This window comes from Mucilaginibacter inviolabilis (assembly GCF_011089895.1).
GTDB classification, from domain to species: Bacteria; Bacteroidota; Bacteroidia; order Sphingobacteriales; family Sphingobacteriaceae; genus Mucilaginibacter; species Mucilaginibacter inviolabilis.
Genome location: NZ_JAANAT010000005.1, coordinates 103338 through 124671 on the forward strand (window position 1 = coordinate 103338; position 21334 = coordinate 124671).

Consider the following 21334-nt stretch of genomic DNA (forward strand, 5'->3'; position numbering starts at 1 on the left):
ACAAAATGGAATTACAGGGCTCTACGTTTACTTTAAGGGGATGGTTTGATGGCGATGAAGAATCATTGCAAAAACACGCGGATAACCCAAAAGTATCTGCCTTTTTACTGGATCGCTTTCCCTATCCTTATTCCCTCAGTGATGCCATTACCTGGGTGACCTTTATGAAAAAACAAGCCACTCAAACCAATTTCGCCATAGCTATCGACGGCCAGGTTTGCGGCGGTATTGCCCTGGATCTGAAGGTTGATGCCAACCACAATGGGGCCGAAATAGGCTACTGGCTTGCCGAACCTTACTGGGGCCGGGGCATTATTACCGAAGCTGTGCAACTGCTTACCCGTTATGCTTTTGAAAACTTAGGCGTCATTCGTGTGCAGGCAGGCGTATTCGGCAAAAATACCGCATCTATGCGGGTGCTGGAAAAGGCGGGCTATGTTAAAGAGGGTGTTATGCGTAATGCACTTATTAAAAAGGGTGTAGTAATGGATAAGCATATGTATGCTATTTTGAAGCCCTAATAATTTAACAACATGGAATACCTGCCTCTAAGTGGGTTAACACAAATTCGCTAATATGGCAACAAAAATACATTCAAAATACTCATTATCAATTAGATAAAAAAATTCTAATTATAAAATGTGTAAACCATGTAAACCCACTTTTTTGTCTACTAAAGTCTCTAGCGCGGGATCAGACTGGGACAAAAAGGCTGTCATGCTGAGCTCCGTCGAAGCATGGTGGGTGGGCCTCTGCGCTCTACCCTTCGACGGAGCTCAGGGTGACAGCCCTTTTCTAAATTATTTATTCATCTTTTGTCCACTCAGGGTCTCTCGCAGAGGACCCTGAGTTATAGACTAATCAGCAACCTCCGGGTCCCTTTCAGGAGACCCGGAGGGGACCATAATGACGTGGCTTTCAGTCTTTCTTTCCTTAATTCACCATCCGCCCGGAAAGATCAACCGTACGGGCAAATGGGTTTAAAAATTTATTAGCCAAAACAGCAAACTCGCGCCGGGTTACCGCTCGGTTCAGATCAAAATCAGAGTTGAATTTATACTGCGTTTTCCAGGCTTTCTGCATACTTATCTGCAGGGTTTTAGGTTCGGTCAATGTGATTTCGCTGATGAACGACAAGAGGTTTCCCTGTGTAAATTTTTCGCCCGGTTTTTCTTTATTGAACCATAAAAAAGCACGGGCATATATCTCTTTAAAAAAAGGTTCTACTTCGGCGGTGCTCACTACAGAATCGGGCATGAATAGCAACTGCGCACTGTTGCCGCTTATCTTTGATATCCCTTTAAGCAAACCCGTAGCCCCAATTTGCTGCATCGACCTGAAATAAGGATCATTGGGTTTGATATCTGTAAAAGGTAATAACCAGGCTTTAAAATCAAGCAACTCACCCTGTATTATCCGCACATTTAGTTTTTTGGTTGTGGTTTTAAAAAAAGCACAAAAAGCAGCAGTCGCTCCCGCTCCCTGCCCTATGCACATTTGAACAGACGGGTACATACTGCTGGCATTAACCAGGTGTGATACCGACAGCGCTTTTTCTGTAACCAGCAGATTGTCCACATCCTTAAGTACAATGGAACCCAAGGGAATACTGTAGGCCATAAATGGCGGATAATCGGTTTTAGGCGCAGTACCCTCTCCGTAATGCTGTCCCGGTGTGGCGTCGCCAACGGCTATAGCCGTACGGTATAATTTCGCCTGCCGATCATAAGGTTGATACAAATCGCTCAGTGTCATGCGCACCAGTCCTTTTGCCCTGCCGGCTTCCCGGATATAGGGAAGATAAGGCAGATGATCTGGCGTTGGATATTCATCATCCAGTCCCAGGTTTTTAAAGCCCAGTTCTGTTTGCAGATAATAGATCAGGCCTAAAGTATGCAGGCGGGCTTTAGCATAAAAAGCATCGCGATTGGCCGGTTTCAGGTCATCTGCAGTAGTTGGATATTGATTTCCGCAGCCTGCCCATTTGATCATGTATTTATCATTTGGGAGCCTGCCATCGTTCAGCATTTTGCTGATATTTTTTTCTTTTAAACAGGCATACTCAGCTGCGTCGTAACCTTGCGGTTTAGCCATAGTTTTATTGGCTGTTTTTCCAAAATCTTTTACAATGGCTATCCAGGTAATATCCTGAATACGCGGCAAGGCTGTAGCAGGAGCCAAACTTTCGCCGGTATCCTGTGCACTGTCAAAACCTGATACCAGCACCTCACCTGCCTTAGCTGCTACATCGCCGGTTTCGGTGGCATCAATTACTACTTTGGCTTTTATAGTGGTGGTTCTGTTATTTTCGGTAATGCTTACCTGCCAGCCTGTGCCATCCTTTTCAATGGCGGTAAAAGGAGTATTTAATTTTACACTGAGGTTTTTAACCGTATCGGTCATTTTTTTGAGGATGGCAGCACCGGTATAGGGCTCAAAACGCAGGGTAGCGTTGTAAGTGGTATCATAACCCAGCCTGTTCTTATAAAAATCACGTACATGCCTGCGGAATTCGCCCCAGATACCCGATGGTAAATTCCTGTTGCCCTCTACTACGCACATGCCGGCGGCGGTCATGCTGCCGCCCAACCATGGACCGGGTTCAACCAATAAAGTCTTTAATTTGCTTCGTGCTCCCTGTATGGCAGCCGCGGTTCCGGCAGCTCCGCCACCTATCACCAATATATCGGTTTTGATGGTTTGCGCATATGAAAATGAGGCATTTAAAAGCAGGAGTACTAACAATATCTTTTTAACCATCGGTTTATTAAATAGGTACAAAACGCTAAATTAGGGCAAAAGCTTGTGGTAGTTTTAAATTATACCTAAATTAAATTTTTTTTAAAGCCCATGACAGACGAACAAATGAAATTCCCTATCGGGAAATTTACGCCACCAGCGTCATATACCAACGAAGACATCCGCGAATGGATAGATGATATCAGAACCCTGCCCGGTAAATTAAGACATGCCATTGCCGGTCTTAACTACCAGGAACTGGACACACCTTACCGTACCGGCGGGTGGACATTACGCCAGGTAATACACCACCTGGCCGATAGCCATATGAATTCTATTACCCGCATTAAACTGGCTTTAACCGAAAACAACCCGGTGATAAAACCATACGAAGAGGCTGACTGGGCACTGCTGCCCGACTATCGCCTGCCAGTTGAGCCGTCCTTGAAAATGTTGGAAGGCATCCATCAGCACATGGTGGCCCTGTTTGAAAGCTTTACCGAAAACGAATGGATCCGCACTTTTGTTCACCCGGCATCTGGTGACACTATTTCGCTCGTTAAATGTCTTGGAACGTATGCCTGGCACAGCAACCACCACCTGGCCCATGTTACGGAAACAGTGAAGAAATTTGCCGGAAGAGGCGAAAGGGAAAAGGTGAAAGGATAAAGGTCAAAGATTAAAGGGCAGAGAAAAGGGAAAACCTTTCACCTTTATCCCTTTGACCTTTCACCTAAAATACTAAACTGCTGCCGGGAAACTCAAATAAAAAGAGGTACCGCTGCCAATGGTTGTTTCGAACCAGATTTTACCGTTGGCGTTTTCGATGGAATTTTTAACAAATGCCAATCCCAAACCCGTACCCGAGCTTTTGGTGGTAAAGTTGGGTTCAAATATCTTTTCGCGCATGTGCTCGGGGATACCATTACCATTATCTTTAATAGTAAGCAGCACGTTTTTACTGGTTACCAGGTAATTGATATCAATAACTCCCTGCCTGTCTGGTGGGGTTGCTTCAATAGCATTTTTGAGCAGGTTATTAAAACAGCGCAGCAGTTGGTCGCGGTCGGCATTGATGATAAACGGGGTTTCGGGCGACTGATAGGCAATATGGATATTATCCATTTGCTTAAAGATAGTAACCGCCTGCCCCAGCATTTCAAAAATATTGATCTGCTCAATACGGGTATCGGGCATTTTGGCAAATGCCGAAAACTCCGACGCGATGGACGACAAACTTTCTATTTGCTCAACAAATGATTTACTGAAACGCTCAAACTTCTGATCAAACTTGGGGTCCTTATCCTTCCATGATTTATCCAGCAGCTGCAAGCCCAATTTTAATGGAGTCAGCGGATTTTTAATTTCATGGGCCACCTGTTTAGCCATTTCGCGCCAGGCGCTTTCCCTTTCTGACTGGGCCAAACGATGCGCACTGTTCTCCAGTGCCGATATCATTTTATTGTACTCCGTTATCAATGCTCCAATCTCGTCATTTCGCGCCCATTTGATATGCTCATTCTTTTTACCGTATATGGTTTTACTTAAGCTTTCCTGTATAAAAGTAAGAGGTGCCGTTATTTGCCGGGCTATAATAACCGCAAACAGGCCGATAGCCAAAAACACTACCGCATACACATTGATCATTACATTGAGCAAAGCACTGATGCGCTCCCGGTAATCCGCCTCGTTCGAAAAATAGGGCAACTGGATATACGCAATGGTTTTATTTGAACTGATGATAGGCGCATAGGCCGCTTTATAACTCAACCCTCCTATTTTCTCTTCATTCACAAACTCCGATTTTTGCAGTTTGCTCAGGTAAATAAAAGCCTTGGCATTCATCCTTTTAGCCGTTAATCCGTATTCGTAAATTTTGGGCTGGGTAGTTACCAATGGTACTCCATTAGTGTCAAATAAAGTAAGATCGGTTGAGTAGTTATTGGCCAGCTCATTAAAGCTCACCTGGCTTTCTTCGTTAACACTATAAATATATTTGTTGAATACGCCGCTTTCAAAAGCCGTAACTATACGGGTTATCTTATCACGGATCATTTTGTCCTGCTGGGTATGATATTGTGTGCTGATGGATATAAAAGTGATAAAACCAACCATCAGCAGGGTAATCATTACAGCAAATACCATCGAGAACTGGATACGGGTGCGGTATAATATCCTGTCGAAGTTTATTTTGAAGCCCCATTTCAATTCATGATCATTGATGCTCCAGAGCCTTACACGCATCCGTAACCAGCGAATGATTAAAATAACCGCGCTAAACATCAGCAATACCACAAAAAAGAAAGTAACAGAAGTGATCCCGTTATATAAAGGATTCTCTTCCTTACTTACTACTATCAAATTGCGGTTACTGGGCTTATATATTAAATGGCTGTAAGTTGTAAAGCTATCATACCAATCGGCATTAGTACTGCGGGTGGTTTTAATGATATACTTTTTAATAACCCCTTGAAATTCGGTATTATTAAGCGTATAAACATAATTGCCCTTTTGGCTCAGCAGCTTATTATCAATATAAAACGCATAGGAATAATCCTTAAACTCATCTTCCGGTTTAATATGTCCGTCAACCAGCAGTTCCGGAAAAGTACCGGATGGTTGCAATGGTTTTGATTTTAATTCGATGATCAGCGTGCCTAATTGTTTACCGCCTCCATTAACGGGTAAAATGGCAAAGTAATTTTGAAACCCGAACGACTCATTTTCGCGATAAAAGTAATCCGATACTTTAAATGAGCTGTATTGCACCAGGTCCTTAAATACATTTAAAGCATAATTATCGTCTGATAAAGGCTGTTCCAGCTCGTTATATTCATGTACTTTAAATTCATATTTGGACAAATAGCCATCAAAATATAATTTCTGAAAACGGGTTTTCAAAAATTCCTTATTGTGCACCGCCTTTGGGTTAAAATAGGCCTTGATAGCAGTATCGGCAATGATCTGTCCTTCTATTTTTTTGAAGATATAATCGGCTGTAGCATCATCCGGAATTTCTAGTTTCTGGACCAGCGCTTTGCGGGTTTCCCGTTCCTTTACATTTTCAAACTGGTTAAGCTTAATAGCCGAAATAAGGGCACATATCAATATAATAGCCAGGAGCGTTGTGCCATTAAGCCGTTCTTTATGAAATAAATGCCCATAAGCCCGGATAATGACCAGGATGCACCACAAAAGATAAAACGATGTATATTCCCGGTACAGGGCAAATACCACTGTTGTAACAACTACGCCCAACAATAGCAGAAATAACTGGTGTGAGCGGGGTACCGACAGCTTTAGGCAGATAGAAAGAATGATCTCATCAATAAGATAAAAGACCAGGAAGCTAAAGCACAGCATTATTACCCCAAGCATGCTAAAGCCCGAAAGGCTGAGCACATTATTGACGTTAAAACTTATTTTTGAATTGATGATCAATCCATAAAACAACTTTAAAAGTAACGTTGAGCTGGCTATAAGTATTAATATACAGGCTATAACAATAAAGTAACCTATTGTTTTACCGGGCACAATTGTAAATAACCTACGCCGCTGCAGGTATATAAAAGTAACAAACCAGCATATGCACAGGATATTGATACAAAAATCGCCCAGAGAGGGATATACTACACTGGATGCATAATATATTGGATTAAATACAGATAGCGAATAAGCAAAATCGGGCAGGTTATAATGCAGGTTAATATATCTGAACAATACTATAAAAGCTGCCAGCAGTATGATAGATAACACGGCATGCCCCTTTAAGGCTACGTAATTACACACCTTGTGCATCAAAACACAAAGCACTATAACGGTTAATATCCAAAATACCAGCTCGTAATAAACAAAGGCATAATTAATACTATTAGCCTTTAATTTTATGGAGAATAAATAGCTGTGATTGCTGCTGTGTACCTCATAGATATTCTTGTCGGCAAAATCGGCTATTTCAACATTATTATATTTAACCAGGTCTTTATCAAAGGTATTTTGCAGATACTGGTTTTCAAATGCATAATTGATCTTTACCGGAATAAAAAAGATAACAGAAAAATCGCCTTTGGTTTTTCTTATCGTTTCGTAGTAACCGTTGGGTTGCCTGATAAAGGAGTAGCCTTCTTTTATAGCTCCAAGGTTATCAGGAATAACCCTGATACCGCTCCAAAACCGTAAATTATTGTTTTTTAGTGTTATAAACAATATACGGTGATTAACCGTAATATCATTAATATCATCAAGGGCATCCTGCTCATTATCAGGCAGGTACTTTAACAATCTGAAATTTAATTTATTATTGATCAGCTCATTTACATAAGCCTCTTTTTTGTGCAGGCTTTCTTCCAGCGTGGTGCCGGCCTTTACCAGGTTATTTACCGGGGTATACTCTTTTTGAACAATAATAGCTGTAATTAATAAACTAAGGCCTATTAAGGTAAGCAACAAGCGTATTTTTCCCGAGGTAGTCAAATTTGCTGTATGTTTTAGTTAGTATCAAGTAGCGAGTATCAAGTATCAAGACTTCTAAATACGGTATTTAGAGTAGGTAAAAAAATCTTGATACTTGATACTCGCTACTTGATACTAAAATATTTATTGTAAAACCGCGCTGCTGGTCGGTACCGCCATATCTACCTTTTTTACCAGTCCCTGCAGCACTTTGCCCGGCCCTACTTCGGTAAATGACGTTGCTCCATCTTCCAGCATGTGCTTTACTGTTTGCGTCCATCTTACCGCACCGGTAAGCTGGGCTATTAAATTTTGTTTAATGGATGCCGTATCTGTGTAAGGCTTGGCATCAATATTTTGATATACCGGGCAAATGGGCTCTTTGATCTCGGTAGCAACAATAGCTGCCTCCAGCTCTACCCTTGCCGATTCCATCAGCGGGGAGTGGAATGCACCGCCAACCTTAAGTTTTAATGCCCTTTTAGCACCGGCTGCAAGTAATTTTTCACAAGCTTCGTCAATACCTTCTATACTACCCGAAATGACCAGTTGCCCTGGGCAGTTATAATTAGCGGTAACCACTACACCGGCTGCCCGCTGGCAAACGTCTTCTACCGTAAAATCATCCAAGCCCAAAATAGCCGCCATGGTTGATGGCTGCAGCTCGCAGGCTTTTTGCATAGCGTTGGCACGTGCCGCTACCAAACGTAAACCGTCTTCAAATGATAGTGCCCCTGCAGCTACTAAAGCAGAAAATTCGCCCAGGGAATGACCGGCAACCATCTCTGGTTTAAAATCATCACCTAAAACGGCGGCTAAAATAACCGAATGTAAAAATATAGCCGGCTGGGTAACATTGGTTTGCACCAGGTCTTCGGCGGTGCCGTCAAACATCACATCAGTGATACGGAACCCCAGTATTTCGTTTGCTTTTTCAAATAATGCACGGGCCTTTTCTGATTGTTCATACAGATCTTTACCCATACCTGGAAACTGGGACCCTTGTCCCGGAAAAATATATGCTTTCATTTTTTATTTCGGATGTCGGATGTTCGATTTCGGATTTATTTTATCCATTCCCGATCTCCTGTTTTTATCTTCTCTTGGTTCTTGATTCTTATCTCTTGCTTCTCATCCCGGGCTTAACCCAATTTGGCTGATATCAAATTTAAAAATTCGGTACGGGTCTTCTCTTTTAAAAACTCGCCGGTAAATGCCGATGTGGTAGTTACCGAGTTTTGTTTTTGTACACCGCGCATGCTCATACATAAGTGGCGGCATTCAATAACCACCCCTACACCAATTGGGTTCAGGGTATCCTGAATACAATCACGTATCTCGTTGGTTAAACGCTCTTGTACCTGCAAACGGCGGGCAAAAACATCAACAATACGCGGTATTTTGCTCAGGCCAACCACATAGCCGTTTGGAATATAGGCAATGTGCGCCTTACCAAAAAAAGGCAGCATGTGGTGCTCGCACATGGAGTATACTTCAATATCCTTCACGATCACCATCTGGCTGTAATCCTCTTTAAACATAGCCGAGTTCAGGATCTCTTTAGCATCCAGATCATAGCCATGAGTTAAATACAGCATAGCCTTAGCCATACGCTCAGGAGTTTTTAACAATCCTTCGCGCTCAGGGTTTTCGCCAATTTGCTTTAAAACATCGAGGTAATTACCAGAAAGATTTTTGATCAGCGTTGGGTTATAACGATCAACCTTGGTATATCCATCCAGATCGTCATCATCATCGCGATGAGGGAGGTGCTCTTTATCTATCATGTTATCAAATTATCCGCCAAAATACTCGGCAGAATTGTTTTCGGTTTCATACAATCTAACCGAGTGTAAAAAAACACCCTCGTATGCTTCAATAGGCGCTTTAAGCTGGTTAAATATCTCAATACACAATAACTCTGTTGATGCCATTTTACCTTCCATAAAAGGTACATCTTTATTGATGTTCTTATGATCGAGCTTTTCAATCACATAATCGTTAATGATGGTTTTGAGTTCTTTCAGATCTATCAGGTAACCTGTAGCATGCGTAACTTCGCCTTTAACAGTTACAAACAGATTGTAATTATGTCCATGCCAGTTGGGGTTGGCACACTTGCCAAATACCTCAAAGTTTTTTTCAGCGCTCCATTCCTCACGGTACATCCGGTGAGCGGCATTAAAATGTTCCTTGCGCGTAATATGTATCATCATAATATTTGTGGGTGCAAATATACAAAACAAAAATAGCCGAGTTGTTTTATCTTAGCAGTCAAAAAAAGCAATATGCTCATATTAATTGTAGCAGCCACCTCTTTTGAGGTTGAACCTTTAGTAAACAGTTTTGGAAATAAGCTTGATGTACTGATAACCGGCGCCGGTATGGTGCCCACTGCCTTTGCCCTTGGCCGCCAGTTTAATATGCATAAATATGATCTGGTGATTAACCTGGGGATTGCCGGCAGTTTCGATCGTAGTATTACCCCAGGCTATGTAGTGGAGATTACCGAAGATACCTTTGCCGAAACAGGCGCCGAGGACGATCAGGAATTTATACCCATTACTACCTTGGGCTTTGGCGAAAATACATTTAAACCAACAACTACCCTGGAGCAGGTTTGCAGCAGCCTTTACCTGGCCAAAGCAAAAGCCATTACCGTAAATACCGTTCACGGCAACGAAGAATCCATCCAAAAAATACAACGGAGATTAAACCCGCAGATAGAGACGATGGAAGGTGCAGCCTTTTTTTATGCCTGCCGCCAGTTCAATACGCCCTGCCTGCAGATCAGGTCAGTGTCAAATTATGTAGAAAAACGTAACCGCGACAACTGGGACATACAACTTGCCATTAAAAATCTGAATAACTTTGCCATCGAGCTGGTTAACCGGATCATTAATAATTAGGGAGCAAGGATGAGAAGAGCAAGGAACAAGGATTAAAGAAAAGATCCTTACTCTTTGTTCCAAAAATCTTTACTCCAATAAAAAATCTACCATGACTAAACTAACACTCGGCTTTTCGCCCTGCCCCAACGATACTTTTATTTTCGACGCGCTGATACATCATAAAATTGATACCGAAGGCCTGGAATTTGAGGTTTTTTATGACGATGTAGAAACCCTGAACCAGAAAGCCTTCCGCGGCGAACTGGATGTAACCAAACTTAGCTACCATGCCTTTGCCTACGTAGCCGATAAATATGTCCTGCTCGACTCAGGTAGCGCACTGGGCTATGGTGTAGGCCCCATGCTTATATGCAAAAATGATCCAGAACAACTCCACGCACAACTCACTACTCCCAACTCACCACTCACTATCGGCATTCCCGGCAAATACACCACGGCTAACTTTTTGTTAAGCTATGCATTTCCAAATGCTACCAATAAGGTGGAGCTGGTGTTTTCGGATATTGAAAATGCGGTATTGGAAGGTCGTGTCGACGTAGGTTTAATCATTCATGAAAACCGCTTTACTTACCAGGAAAAAGGTTTAAAAAAGATCCTCGACCTGGGCGATTATTGGGAAAAACAAACCGGCTGTGCCATACCGCTGGGTGGTATTGTAGCCAACCGTAATTTACCTGTTGATGTTCAGCATAAATTAAACCGGGTACTGCGCAAATCAGTAGAATTTGCTTTCGCTAATCCAAAATCGGGCCTGGAATTTATCCGCTCGCATGCCCAGGAAATGAGTGAAGAAGTGATGTACAAACACATCGACCTTTACGTAAATAAATATTCCATTGACCTGGGCGAAGAAGGCCGCAAAGCCATTAACCTTCTTTTTGATACAGCGCTTAAAAACAATACGATCCCGCAGATAAAGGAGGAATTGTTTTTGAGCCCCCTAACCCCCTGAAGGGGGAATTTTACCTGCTCATAAATGGGTGGTCATCCTGAGCTTGTCGAAGGATCGCGCGTAAAGGCCTGCCCACCATGCTTCGACAAGCTCAGCATGACAACCCCTTATGCGTCATTGCTTATCAGCCTAAAAACGCCAATCTTCAGCACCCCTTCTGTTTTCTCTCTCTCAAAAAAATTTGAAATAAAATTTGCGTAAGTAAATACTTACATATATATTTGAGTAAGCAAACGCTTACACATTATGACAAGTACCAGAAGAGACGTATTCCAGGCCATAGCCGACCCTACACGCCGCCAGATCATTAACCTGATTGCTCAGCAGCCACTGAACCTAAACGCCATTGCCGACAACTTTGAGGTTAGTCGTCCTGCCATATCACAACACATCAAGATACTGATAGAATGTGGTTTGATAGATGTTAAGAAAAACGGAAGGGAACGGTATTGCGAAGTGAGGCTTGAGCCCTTGAACGAGGTGGCACAATGGATAGAGCCATACCGTAGAAACAAGGAAGAACAGTTTAATAAAATGGATGATCTGCTGGCGCGTATGCAAAAGGAAAATGATTCAAATGATAAAAAATAAAAAGGCAACAATTAAAAACTAAAAAAATGGAAAAGAATAAAACCACCATCAACGCCGTACCCGGCAAACAGGAAATTTTTATTACCCGCGAATTTGATGCTCCGCGCGAGCTGGTGTTTAAAGCATTTACCGATCCGGAATTGGTAGTACAATGGCTGGGCGGTCAGTGTAATCTCACCATGCGGATAGAAAAATACGAAGCCAAAGCAGGCGGCTCCTATCGTTATATCCATACCGATCCGGCCGGCAACGAATATGGTTTTCATGGCGTTTGTCATGAAAGCACCGCTCCTGAACGCATCATTCAAACATTTGAATTCGAGGGATTACCAGAAGCAGGCCATGTGGTACTGGAAACTACAAAATTCGAAGCCTTAGCCAATAACCGGACAAGAATAGTCACGCAATCTGTATTTCAATCAGTTGCTGATCGCGATGGCATGCTGCAATCAGGCATGGAGCAAGGAGTTCTTGACTCGCACGCGCGGCTAGAGGAGTTGCTGGCTACCGTTGCAGCCTGATAGAAGATATATGCCATTGCGAGGAGGAACGACGAAGCAATCTCGTAGCTATTCCTATCCATAAGAACGCGAGGAGATTGCTTCGTCGTTCCTCCTCGCAATGACATGAGGTAGATTCGTTGTAAGTAACAGCACCTGTTAAATAAAGTTAAATCCCTGTTTACAATTACTTTATCAGCAAAAACAATGGTATTTTGCAGTGATTAACCACGCCATACTATGAAGCCATTGTTCTACCTGCTAACAAGCATTGTTTTATCAGGAATGCTGTTATCCTGTAACGGTACATCTAAAAGTCCCGGATCAAACGCTAAAATGGCTATTCATGATAATGGCGTCAATATAGCTTATACAGATACCGGCAAAAATGATACTGCTTTACTTTTTGTACACGGCTGGTGCATCAACAAATCTTACTGGACCAATCAAGCCACTTATTTTGGAAAGAAATACCGGGTGATAGCTATTGATCTTCCAGGCTTTGGCGAATCGGGCAAAAACCGTAACAACTGGAATACGCTGACATTTAGCCGTGATGTTGATTCGGTAATTAAACAACTGGATTTGAAAAAAGTAATACTGATCGGCCACTCTATGTCGGGTGATATTGTATTACAAGCTGCTGTTGATAATCCGAAACAGGTGATCGGTCTGGTGGTGGTAGATGTTTTCAAGAATGTAAAGGAAAGTGCACCTCAGTCAGCAAAAGAAAAAAAGGATTATGCAACAGCTATAGATTCACTGAAACATCACTTCAAAAAAATAGCTTTCGAATATTTTAACCAATCCCTTTTTTATACCACAACTACCGCAGCAGTTAAAACCCGGGTACTTAATGACGTTGCCCATGTTGACACCTCAATTGCCGCGGCCTGCATGGAAGATAATGGCGACTTTAACGAAATAGCAAAGCTAAAAGCGGCTAAAACAAAGCTATACCTCATCAATAGCGATGTAGAACCTACCGACACCACACATCTGGCAAGTAATCAGATCCCCTTCAAGTTATTGTATATCCATGCCACCGGGCATTTCCCGATGATCGAAAAACCGCGGGAATTCAATACCCTTTTAGATAAAGCCATTGCGGATATTAAAACTCACTAATAGCGCCCTTTTGATTAGGTTTTCGTTTTTAACAAGTCAGAATGATGTATCTTGTAGATCTATAAAAGACTATAAATGAAACACCTTCTTTTCTTTATCCTGTTTCTGGGGGTTCAAACGGGATTTTCTCAATCAAAACTGCCGGTCATCAAAGCAACTTCAAAAAATGTGGATATCAATGATGGGGGTTATTTAGATAAAAATGCCTGGGTACTTTCACCAAAGATCAGGCCGGATGTTTTTACTGTCGAAAGAACAAGAAAAACCAAATGGGTTACTTTTTATACCGATATCGACTCCATCAGGGTAAAAGTAAAACCCGGCACTCAATTCAACTTTGTGATAGTGCTCAATGGTAAAGACTCCTGCTATACACAAATTGCAAGTGCCATCCCCCCTGAAAATAACTCAGAAAATAATATGGCCAGGCATGATAGCATCTCGTTTACCTTAGTCGGCAATGATGTTATTTGTGTAAAAACCATTGTTAATAATACCGATACCTTAAACCTGCATTTTGATACCGGCTCCTGGAATTTCAGGTTAACAAAGGATGCTATCTTCAAAAAAACCAAACTGCTATCTAACCAGCCCGATGCTTTGGCGGGTAAAACAGCGCCCAACTACAACAAGTTAAATAAGGTGTTCAAATTACAAATGGGAAATCTGACCTGGACTAATCCTGAAGTTGCCCCCACAGACATAACGGCCCATGATATGGATGGGCGTTTCGGCTGGAATTTATTTGAGAGCAAAACCGTCGAAGTTAATTATGATCTCCATTTTTTGATTATCCACTCCAAACCAATCAAGATCCCCAAAGGGTACGTGAGGTCAAAACTGCAGATTGTTCATTCTTTTGTTATTGCAAAAGCGAATTTTGAAATAGAGAAGAAAAAGTATTTTGGCGATTTTTTATTCGACACAGGTTCAAATACAGCCATTATTTTAGATAGCGCCTGGATAAGTAAACAAAACTTTCCCAGAAACTTAAAACTAATCAAATCGCTGGTATTGCACAATCCTAAAGGGGTAGCATTTGAAACAAAAGTGGTGCTTGCACCGCTGTTAACCATTAATAGTTTTGAATTAAACAACATACCCACACTTATTTTAGGCAGCAAAAACCCGGCAGGTTTTGAGATCAATAACTTTGGTAATGAATTTTTGAAACGATTTAACATGATACTCGATTTCAAAAACGACTACCTATACCTAAAACCTAATAAATTAGCAAACATAAAATACAGGGAAAATTCCTAAGGGATAACAAAAGAGCCGCATAAGCACGGCTCTTTTGTTTTATTTCTCACGGACAACAGTGGACTTGTTTCAGGATTCCACAGGATAGGTGAGCAATATGTTTTATTCCTGCTCATGAGATGCCGAAATAAATTCGGCATGACTCAATTTCATCCAAAGTTCCCCCTTCAGGGGGTTAGGGGGCCCTCAATACAACAACTGATCATACGGATATCTTTCGGTATGTATGGCTTTCACTTCGTTATACAACAGATCCCTGAATTCGTCGACATTCTCTTTTTTAGTAGCCGATATAAATATCGCCGGGCTGTTATTCTTCGCCATCCAGCTATGTTTAAAATCCTCTAGTGTAAGTGGCTCGGCTTGTGGCTCCAACTGGTGTTCTTCGGGTTTAAAAGCATCTATCTTATTAAACACCGTGATCATCTTTTTATCAATAGCGCCGATATCTTTCAGGGTTTCGTTAACGGTACGTATCTGGTCTTCAAAGTTCGGATGCGATACATCCACCACATGTACCAGGATATCAGCTTCGCGCACCTCATCCAGGGTCGATTTAAAGCACTCCACCAAATGGTGAGGCAGCTTGCGGATAAACCCAACCGTATCCGATAACAGGAAAGGCACATTTTCAATCACCACTTTCCGTACAGTAGTATCCAGCGTAGCAAACAGCTTATTCTCGGCAAATACATCCGATTTGGATATCATGTTCATGATGGTTGATTTGCCCACGTTGGTATACCCCACCAAAGCGGCACGCACCATCTGGTTACGGTTTTTGCGCTGTGTTTCGTTCTGTTTATCTATTTGCTTTAGCTTTTCTTTCAGCAATGATATTTTATTCAGGATCAAACGCCTGTCGGTCTCAATTTGTGATTCACCCGGACCACGCATACCAATACCACCTTTCTGGCGCTCAAGGTGCGTCCATAAACGGGTAAGGCGGGGCAACAGGTATTGCAGCTGAGCCAGCTCTACCTGGGTTTTAGCCTGGGCGGTTTGTGCCCGGTTGGCAAAAATATCCAGTATCAGGTTATTACGATCCAATATTTTCACCTGCAATTCCCGTTCAATATTACGCATTTGCGATGGCGACAGCTCGTCGTCAAAAACCACCATATCAATCTCCTCTTCAATAACAAAGGCTTTAATATCTTCCAGTTTACCAGAGCCTACAAAAGTTGCCCTGTCCGGGCGTTGCAGTTTTTGGGTAAAACTCGTTACTGTTTCGCCACCGGCAGTGGCCACCAAAAATTCCAGTTCCTCTAAATACTCCTTCTCCTGCTCATCGGTTACGTGCGGTGTCATTACACCAACCAAAACAGCTTTTTCCTGCTTCACAGCAGTATCGTAAAATTTTTGTTTCATTAATTACAGTATATCAATCCAAATGCCATTTCAGCAAATGGCATTCATTTAAGCACAACCTTTATTTTGCTGATGCCAAAATTACAGTAAAGCAATATATAAATTATATTCTTATTTATTTTACGCACCAGCCTTTCAAAACATTACATGTAAATTTTCATGATACTTCCATCCATATGATAAGGGATCGATAAAAGCTTAAATTTGCGCCTGATGATATTCAGGCTCGATAAACGTTTAGTATTTCCTGAGCCCGCTCTGGCCGAACCAGACGGGCTTTTAGCTGTAGGCGGCGATTTATCGACCCGGCGCCTGCTGCTGGCCTATCAAAACGGCATCTTCCCCTGGTATAGTGACGATACGCCCATCTTGTGGTATTCGCCGCATGAACGTTTTGTGCTTTATCCGCAAGAGCTCAATATATCCCGGTCTATGCGCCGGGTGCTCAACTCAGGCAGGTTCAGCGTTACCGCCGATACCTGTTTTAATGAGGTGATCACGGCCTGCTCCACCGTTCCGCGTGAAGGACAGGATGGTACCTGGATCACCGACGATATGAAGGCCGCCTATAATCAGTTACATGCCGAAGGTTATGCCCATTCGGTTGAAGTTTGGCAGGAGCAGGAATTAGTTGGTGGCATTTACGGCGTACAGGTAGGCGATATTTTTTGCGGCGAAAGTATGTTTAGCAAAGTAAGTAATGCCTCCAAAACGGCGCTTATCCATGTATGCCAAAGCGGTCTCTACAAACTCGTAGATTGCCAGGTACACACAGATCACATGGAATCAATGGGCGCCCGGATGATCAGCAGGGAGCAGTACATGGCTGTTTTAAACTCCCCCAATTAAAAAAGCTTTCAGCTTTCTGCCTTCGGCTTTTAGCTGCGATATAACTACCTTTGAAACGTGCAGCAAGTAAACACCAAAGAACGTATCATTTTAGGCATCGATCCCGGCACCGCCGTAATGGGCTATGGACTGGTTAAAGAAACCGGACCCAAAATAGAACTCCTGGCCCTGGGCGTAGTGAAAATGGAAAAGCTGGACGATCATATGCTTAAACTGCAGCGTATATTCGAAAAAACCGTTGCCCTTATTGATAATTACAAACCCGATTGCCTGGCTATTGAGGCCCCTTTCTATGGTAAAAACATACAGGTGATGCTCAAACTGGGCCGTGCACAGGGGGTGGCCATGGCTGCAGCATTATCGCGCAGTATTGATATTACCGAATATGCGCCCCGTAAAATAAAACAATCCATCACCGGTAATGGCAATGCCACAAAGGAACAGGTTGCCGCCATGCTGCAAAACCTGCTCAGCTTTAAAGAAACCCCGGATTTTCTGGATGCTACCGACGGACTGGCCGTGGCCGTTTGCCACTCCTTTCAGCGCATATCCACAGGCAGCAAAACCGGCAGTAAAAAATCATACTCCGGCTGGGACACTTTTGTAAAGGATAACGTGAAAAGAATTGTGAAGTAGATCTGCAGCATTTCCACATACGCTTAAATTTTCGTATATTTATATCAACCAACAGCCCGGATGTTTTATAAACAGACACCCGGGCTGTTTAGTTTAAAGAAAAGAAGGGCCAAAACCAACCGTTTTACATCTAGTTATTTGAAAATCAATTATTTAATACTTTTTAAAGTTTTAAAAACGCCTCAAAACCCGGCTAAAATTTGTTAAAAAGTGTTAAAATAGATGGTTTTGAACGAATTTTGAGCCGTTTTTACGCTGTTTTCGATCTGAAATTTGTTAAAATTCAAGGTTTAAAAAGTTTTTTTGAACCATCTGTAATACTGCTGATATTTTAAAATACCGCGGCGATGTATTTTTTATATTTTTGCTGAAAATAATTAGTCATGGCTGAGATCAGTATCACCAACAAGGATTGGGAGCGCATCAAAATAAAAGTACAACGCAAATATAACCACCTTACCGACGAGCAATTGCAATACGCCGAAGGCCAGGAAGAAAGCCTGATAACCAAATTAATGGACTTGGTGAACCGCGACCGCAAGTATGTGGTATTCACTTTGAAAAAGGCTTTGGTAAATATTGACAATAACAGGCTGTAAATAAGACCCGGTTTGTAAAAAACAATAAGCTTTTTTGTATTTTTATAGGCTTAATGAAGAAACTGGGTATGGCGATCAATAAAAGATATAAAAAGATAGGTTTATTTGCCGGTATAGCATTACTGGCAGGCGGTGGACTGGCTTTTAATGACGACCTGTTCCAGATATCGAAAAATCTGGATGTTTTTGCCTCGGTTTATAAAGAGGTGAATATCAACTACGTAGACAACATCAATTCGGCAAAACTGGTAAAAACAGGTGTTGATGCCATGCTCGACGGGCTCGACCCATACACCGAATTTGTTCCCGAATCGGAAATTGAAGATTATAAGCTGCATTATGTAAGCACCCAGTACGGGGGTATCGGTTCCAGCATTTTTGCACGCAATGGCAAGGTATATGTATCTGATGTTTTCTCTGGTTTTCCGGCTCAGAAGGCCGATATACACCCCGGCGACCAGATTCTGAAAATAAATGACATTGATCTTACAGGAAAAAATAACGACCAGGTAAGCCTGCTGCTCAAAGGTTCAAAAGGGGCGCCCATCAAATTGCTGCTCAAACGCGATAATACACCGCAACCTTTTGAAAAGAACCTGATCCGTGATGAAATCAAGCAGCCCAACGTATCCTATTTTGGTATGGTTGAGGGTAACATGGGCTATATCAAACTGGATAAATTCCTGGAAAATTCAGCAGCCGAGGTTACCAACGCGCTGGTGACACTAAAAAAGAGCAATCCAAACGGTATTATATTAGATCTGCGCTCAAACGGAGGGGGTATACTACAGGAAGCAGTAAAAATCGTGAACCTGTTTGTACAGAAAGATGTAGAAGTAGTATCGCAAAAAGGAAAGATCAAGGATAAAAACTTTACCTATAGTACAGTAAGTACACCGTTAGAGCCTAATCTGCCCCTGGTAGTGCTGGTAAACAGTCACTCTGCCTCGGCATCAGAAATTGTAGCCGGCTCTCTGCAGGATCTTGACCGCGCTATTATCATTGGGCAGCGCAGTTATGGTAAAGGTCTGGTACAGCAAACCTTTAACCTGCCTTATAACAGCCTGGTTAAAATAACCATTGCCAAATACTATGTGCCGTCGGGCCGTTGTATACAGGCCCTGGATTATACACACCGCAAAGATGATGGCAGCGTGGTAAAAGTAGCGGATTCATTGATCCATGAGTTTAAAACAAAAAATGGCCGGTCGGTTTTTGATGGCAGCGGCATTTACCCGGATATTTTTATCAAACAGGAAAAATTTGCCAATGTAACCCAGGCACTGGTAGGTAAGCTGCTGATATTTGATTACGCCACCGTTTACCGCGACACGCACGCTAAAATAGCCGAACCAAAAGAGTTTAGCTTATCTGATGCTGATTACAATGATTTTGTAAAATACCTGGCCGATAAGAATTACAGCTATACCACCTCTGCCGAGAAAGTATTGAGCAGTTTAAAAACGGAAGCCACCAAAGAAAAGCAGTTTGGTGACATCCAGGGTGAATATGATATTTTAAAGGCAAAACTACTGACCAGCAAAAAGAACGATCTGCAGCAGCATAAAGCCGAAATAAAACAGGTATTGGAAAACGAAATAGCTTCCCGCTATTATTTTGAACGGGGGCGTTACGAAACCAATTTCAAATACGATAAAGAGCTGGCCCAGGCGGTAAAAACCATGCAGGATAAGGCGCAGATCGCGTCGATATTAAAGGGTGAAGGCAACTACAAAGTGATTGGAAAACCCGTACTGGCAATGGCCGGAAAAAAGGCTGCGGATAAAGACTCAGACGACGAGCAATAGCACAATCTGCTAAATATCAATAAATTACATATTTGTAACTGATTAGTTACCCCGCAATACAGCTGTTGGCTAAACTTTTGTTTAAGCTGGTTGTCATACATACAACCAACACAAAAACAAATGAAAAAGATCATTTTAACTGCGATTATACTGCTAAGCTGCTTATCAGTAAAAATAGCCAGCGCTCAAATAAGTTTAAGTATCAATATTGGCAGCCAGCCAGAATGGGGCCCTACAGGCTATGATCATGCCGATTATTATTACCTGCCCGATATCGACTCCTATTATGACGTGAATGCCCATCAATATGTTTATATGAACAATAATGTATGGGTACACGGTGCGGCTCTGCCACCGCGTTTTGGCAATTATGATGTTTACCACAGCTATAAAGTAGTAGTAAACCAACCTTCTCCCTGGGTTCATAATGATGTGATCAGGAAAAAATATATAAGTTATAGAGGTCGCCGTGACCAAACTATCATCCGCGACAGCAAAGAGGTGAAATATACCAACCATTGGAGAGGCGACCGTGGAAACAGCCGCAGGGTTGTGGTACATAAAACCGTTAGAGATGATCACCGCGATGATGATCACCGTGACCACGGTGGTGACGGACACAGGAATTAATTATTGTTGTTAATTTTTATATACAAACGAGTCTGCCATAATGGGTGGGCTCGTTTTTTGTACTATTGTCTCAATTGAATGTAAACCAACCTGCCGGTGTTTTAATTTAAACTTTTAGCAATAAATAATGTCCTACATTCAAACAACGTTATAAAATAGGTGGTCATGGCCTGCTAATTCAGTTAAATGATTTTTACCATGATCCTTATCAACACTTAAAAGATCTATAAATGAAAAAGCTCATTTTATCAGCAGCATTATTACTTAGCTGCTTTGCCGTCAAAACCGCCAGCGCCCAGGTTAGTGTAAGTTTAGGCGTAAATATTGGCAGCCAGCCGGCCTGGGGCCCAGTAGGGTATGATTATGCCAATTACTATTATATGCCCGATATTGATACCTATTATGATGTGCCTACCCATCAGTATGTATATTTTGAGAATAATATTTGGGTACATCGGGCATACCTGCCTGTACGCTACCGCCATTACAACCTGTATAATGGTTATAAAGTGGTGATCAATGATCGTAACCCATGGTTAAGGCACGGGTATTACAGGGATCATTATGCGGGCTTTAGAGGCCGTCATGACCAGGTGATCATCCGCAATAGTCGTGATGTACGCTATGCTAATTACTGGCATGGCAATTACGCCCGCAGAACAGCTTATGCACGCCCGCACTACAACAATGGCAACCATTGGGGTAATCGGGGCGGCAATTGGGGTGGTAATCGCGGTCATGGCAACTGGGGCGGTGATCGCGGTCACGGACGCGGTAACTGGGGTGGAGATCGTGGAAATCACGGTGGCGACCACGGAAACCACGGCGGAGGTCATGGCGATCATGGACACCATTAATCAAAAATCTTGTGCATAAAAACGGGCTCCCTTTAGCAGGGAGCCCG

At 42.4% G+C, this 21334-nt stretch carries 20 protein-coding genes; 14 read left to right on the forward strand and 6 right to left on the reverse strand.

The window, feature by feature from the left end; genetic code table 11:
* Positions 1-5 precede the first annotated feature (5 nt).
* Positions 6-521, forward strand: a complete 516-nt coding sequence (locus G7092_RS27055) for a GNAT family N-acetyltransferase (protein WP_166094769.1) — start codon at positions 6-8, stop codon at positions 519-521.
* Between the two features lie 412 nt (positions 522-933).
* Here the strand turns inward: G7092_RS27055 and G7092_RS27060 are convergent, their stop codons facing one another.
* Positions 934-2760: an FAD-dependent oxidoreductase gene (locus G7092_RS27060; RefSeq protein ID WP_166094771.1), complete on the reverse strand. Its 1827-nt coding sequence runs from the start codon at positions 2758-2760 to the stop codon at positions 934-936.
* Positions 2761-2850: 90 nt separating this feature from the next.
* Here G7092_RS27060 and G7092_RS27065 point away from each other — a divergent pair, with 90 nt between their 5' ends.
* Positions 2851-3408, forward strand: a complete 558-nt coding sequence (locus tag G7092_RS27065) for a YfiT family bacillithiol transferase (protein ID WP_166094774.1) — start codon at positions 2851-2853, stop codon at positions 3406-3408.
* A 72-nt stretch (positions 3409-3480) separates the two neighbouring features.
* Here G7092_RS27065 and G7092_RS27070 read toward each other — a convergent pair whose 3' ends face one another.
* The 4 genes from G7092_RS27070 to G7092_RS27085 all read right to left on the reverse strand — a co-directional run bounded on the left by G7092_RS27070 (position 3481) and on the right by G7092_RS27085 (position 9404).
* Entirely contained in the window at positions 3481-7212 is a 3732-nt protein-coding gene (locus G7092_RS27070; RefSeq protein WP_166094776.1) for a sensor histidine kinase, read from the reverse strand.
* Positions 7213-7335: 123 nt separating this feature from the next.
* Positions 7336-8220, reverse strand: coding sequence for an ACP S-malonyltransferase (gene fabD, locus G7092_RS27075; RefSeq protein ID WP_166094778.1), 885 nt, complete (start codon positions 8218-8220; stop codon positions 7336-7338).
* A gap of 113 nt (positions 8221-8333) precedes the next feature.
* Positions 8334-8978, reverse strand: a complete 645-nt coding sequence (gene folE, locus G7092_RS27080) for a GTP cyclohydrolase I FolE (protein ID WP_166094780.1) — start codon at positions 8976-8978, stop codon at positions 8334-8336.
* A gap of 9 nt (positions 8979-8987) precedes the next feature.
* Positions 8988-9404 carry a 6-pyruvoyl trahydropterin synthase family protein gene (locus tag G7092_RS27085; RefSeq protein WP_166095546.1) on the reverse strand — a complete coding sequence of 139 codons (417 nt, stop codon included), beginning with the start codon at positions 9402-9404 and terminating at the stop codon, positions 8988-8990.
* Positions 9405-9479: 75 nt separating this feature from the next.
* On the opposite strand from G7092_RS27085, the gene mqnB reads away from it, so the two are divergent.
* The 6 genes from mqnB (at position 9480) to G7092_RS27115 (ending at position 14537) form a co-directional block, all read left to right on the forward strand.
* On the forward strand, positions 9480-10100 hold the full coding sequence (gene mqnB / locus G7092_RS27090) for a futalosine hydrolase (RefSeq protein ID WP_166094781.1): 621 nt from the start codon (positions 9480-9482) through the stop codon (positions 10098-10100).
* A 91-nt stretch (positions 10101-10191) separates the two neighbouring features.
* The gene (locus G7092_RS27095; RefSeq protein WP_166094783.1) at positions 10192-11055 is read left to right on the forward strand and encodes a menaquinone biosynthesis family protein; all 864 of its coding nucleotides are present in this window, start codon (positions 10192-10194) and stop codon (positions 11053-11055) included.
* Positions 11056-11301: 246 nt separating this feature from the next.
* On the forward strand, positions 11302-11646 hold the full coding sequence (locus G7092_RS27100) for an ArsR/SmtB family transcription factor (protein WP_166094784.1): 345 nt from the start codon (positions 11302-11304) through the stop codon (positions 11644-11646).
* 26 nt (positions 11647-11672) lie between these two features.
* Entirely contained in the window at positions 11673-12167 is a 495-nt protein-coding gene (locus tag G7092_RS27105) for an SRPBCC family protein (RefSeq protein WP_166094785.1), read from the forward strand.
* Positions 12168-12386: 219 nt separating this feature from the next.
* A complete protein-coding gene (locus G7092_RS27110; RefSeq protein WP_166094787.1) occupies positions 12387-13274 on the forward strand; it encodes an alpha/beta fold hydrolase in 888 nt (295 codons plus the stop codon).
* A gap of 75 nt (positions 13275-13349) precedes the next feature.
* Entirely contained in the window at positions 13350-14537 is a 1188-nt protein-coding gene (locus G7092_RS27115) for a hypothetical protein (protein WP_166094788.1), read from the forward strand.
* A 186-nt stretch (positions 14538-14723) separates the two neighbouring features.
* Here the strand turns inward: G7092_RS27115 and hflX are convergent, their stop codons facing one another.
* Positions 14724-15908 carry a GTPase HflX gene (gene hflX / locus G7092_RS27120; protein WP_166094789.1) on the reverse strand — a complete coding sequence of 395 codons (1185 nt, stop codon included), beginning with the start codon at positions 15906-15908 and terminating at the stop codon, positions 14724-14726.
* 213 nt (positions 15909-16121) lie between these two features.
* Here hflX and aat point away from each other — a divergent pair, with 213 nt between their 5' ends.
* The 6 genes from aat (at position 16122) to G7092_RS27150 (ending at position 21287) form a co-directional block, all read left to right on the forward strand.
* Complete coding sequence (aat, locus tag G7092_RS27125) at positions 16122-16757, forward strand: leucyl/phenylalanyl-tRNA--protein transferase (protein ID WP_166094790.1); 636 nt, start codon at positions 16122-16124, stop codon at positions 16755-16757.
* A 57-nt stretch (positions 16758-16814) separates the two neighbouring features.
* A complete protein-coding gene (gene ruvC, locus G7092_RS27130) occupies positions 16815-17393 on the forward strand; it encodes a crossover junction endodeoxyribonuclease RuvC (protein WP_166094791.1) in 579 nt (192 codons plus the stop codon).
* Positions 17394-17776: 383 nt separating this feature from the next.
* Positions 17777-17992: a hypothetical protein gene (locus G7092_RS27135; protein ID WP_076373854.1), complete on the forward strand. Its 216-nt coding sequence runs from the start codon at positions 17777-17779 to the stop codon at positions 17990-17992.
* Between the two features lie 53 nt (positions 17993-18045).
* Positions 18046-19800, forward strand: a complete 1755-nt coding sequence (locus tag G7092_RS27140) for a S41 family peptidase (RefSeq protein ID WP_235953952.1) — start codon at positions 18046-18048, stop codon at positions 19798-19800.
* A gap of 120 nt (positions 19801-19920) precedes the next feature.
* Entirely contained in the window at positions 19921-20430 is a 510-nt protein-coding gene (locus tag G7092_RS27145) for a hypothetical protein (RefSeq protein WP_166094792.1), read from the forward strand.
* Between the two features lie 230 nt (positions 20431-20660).
* A complete protein-coding gene (locus G7092_RS27150; RefSeq protein WP_166094793.1) occupies positions 20661-21287 on the forward strand; it encodes a hypothetical protein in 627 nt (208 codons plus the stop codon).
* The last annotated feature ends 47 nt before the right edge of the window (positions 21288-21334 follow it).

Excerpts from the sequence above, each read along its gene's own strand:
- G7092_RS27135 (WP_076373854.1), top strand. The coding sequence starts at position 17,777 with ATGGCTGAGATCAGTATCACCAACAAGGATTGGGAGCGCATCAAAATA.
- G7092_RS27140 (WP_235953952.1), top strand. The coding sequence starts at position 18,046 with ATGAAGAAACTGGGTATGGCGATCAATAAAAGATATAAAAAGATAGGT.
- aat (WP_166094790.1), top strand. The coding sequence starts at position 16,122 with ATGATATTCAGGCTCGATAAACGTTTAGTATTTCCTGAGCCCGCTCTG.
- G7092_RS27115 (WP_166094788.1), top strand. The coding sequence starts at position 13,350 with ATGAAACACCTTCTTTTCTTTATCCTGTTTCTGGGGGTTCAAACGGGA.
- G7092_RS27055 (WP_166094769.1), top strand. The coding sequence starts at position 6 with ATGGAATTACAGGGCTCTACGTTTACTTTAAGGGGATGGTTTGATGGC.
- fabD (WP_166094778.1), bottom strand. The coding sequence starts at position 8,220 with ATGAAAGCATATATTTTTCCGGGACAAGGGTCCCAGTTTCCAGGTATG.
- hflX (WP_166094789.1), bottom strand. The coding sequence starts at position 15,908 with ATGAAACAAAAATTTTACGATACTGCTGTGAAGCAGGAAAAAGCTGTT.
- G7092_RS27065 (WP_166094774.1), top strand. The coding sequence starts at position 2,851 with ATGACAGACGAACAAATGAAATTCCCTATCGGGAAATTTACGCCACCA.
- G7092_RS27105 (WP_166094785.1), top strand. The coding sequence starts at position 11,673 with ATGGAAAAGAATAAAACCACCATCAACGCCGTACCCGGCAAACAGGAA.
- G7092_RS27100 (WP_166094784.1), top strand. The coding sequence starts at position 11,302 with ATGACAAGTACCAGAAGAGACGTATTCCAGGCCATAGCCGACCCTACA.
- G7092_RS27085 (WP_166095546.1), bottom strand. The coding sequence starts at position 9,404 with ATGATACATATTACGCGCAAGGAACATTTTAATGCCGCTCACCGGATG.
- G7092_RS27110 (WP_166094787.1), top strand. The coding sequence starts at position 12,387 with ATGAAGCCATTGTTCTACCTGCTAACAAGCATTGTTTTATCAGGAATG.
- G7092_RS27145 (WP_166094792.1), top strand. The coding sequence starts at position 19,921 with ATGAAAAAGATCATTTTAACTGCGATTATACTGCTAAGCTGCTTATCA.
- G7092_RS27150 (WP_166094793.1), top strand. The coding sequence starts at position 20,661 with ATGAAAAAGCTCATTTTATCAGCAGCATTATTACTTAGCTGCTTTGCC.
- folE (WP_166094780.1), bottom strand. The coding sequence starts at position 8,978 with ATGATAGATAAAGAGCACCTCCCTCATCGCGATGATGATGACGATCTG.
- mqnB (WP_166094781.1), top strand. The coding sequence starts at position 9,480 with ATGCTCATATTAATTGTAGCAGCCACCTCTTTTGAGGTTGAACCTTTA.
- G7092_RS27095 (WP_166094783.1), top strand. The coding sequence starts at position 10,192 with ATGACTAAACTAACACTCGGCTTTTCGCCCTGCCCCAACGATACTTTT.
- G7092_RS27060 (WP_166094771.1), bottom strand. The coding sequence starts at position 2,760 with ATGGTTAAAAAGATATTGTTAGTACTCCTGCTTTTAAATGCCTCATTT.